The sequence below is a fragment of the Mesorhizobium sp. M0587 genome, from assembly GCF_040320945.1.
Classification (GTDB): Bacteria; Pseudomonadota; Alphaproteobacteria; order Rhizobiales; family Rhizobiaceae; genus Mesorhizobium.
The window spans coordinates 1-546 of record NZ_JAMYQP010000128.1; the positions used below are offsets into that span (position 1 = coordinate 1).

Here is a 546-nt window from a genome sequence, read left to right on the forward strand (position 1 = left end):
CACGGTTGGGAATTCAGGTTAACGGAGATTTTCGGGCATTTTGCATTGACGTTCGGGTGTGATTCGCTGGGTGCTGTGATTCGGTTGGGAGCACTGCGATGGATGGTTTGGTACTTCGGTTTTCCGGCGAGGAGGTTCCGCGTGCGCGTCTGGCCCTATTGCTGGAGCATTTTTCCGCGCTTTCGGACGATCGTGAGCCGCAGCGGATCATGTACCGGCTCGACGAGGTGCTGCTGCTGGTGACCTGCGCCACCATCTGCTCCTGCGACGATTTCGACGAAATCGCTGCCTGGGGCGAGCATCATCTCGGCTTTCTGCGCCGCTTCTCGGAGTTCCATTTCGGCATCCCCTGCGAACGCTGGCTGCGCATTCTGGTCAATCGCATCGATCCGATCCTGTTCGGGCGCTGCTTCGAAAGCTGGATTGCGGCACTGTGGCCGGACCGGCACGACCTCATCGCCATCGACGGCAAGACCTCGCGCCGCACGCACGACCAGCGCAAGGGCTTGAAGGCACTGCATACGCTGTCGGCCTACGCCACAGGTG

The 546-nt window shown here is 60.6% G+C and carries 1 protein-coding gene; it reads left to right on the forward strand.

All coding sequences use genetic code 11. The features are described from left to right. Nucleotides 1-98: 98 nt before the first annotated feature. The coding region (locus tag NKI49_RS33325) for an ISAs1 family transposase (RefSeq protein ID WP_352608463.1) at nt 99-546 on the forward strand (448 nt) is incomplete at its 3' end.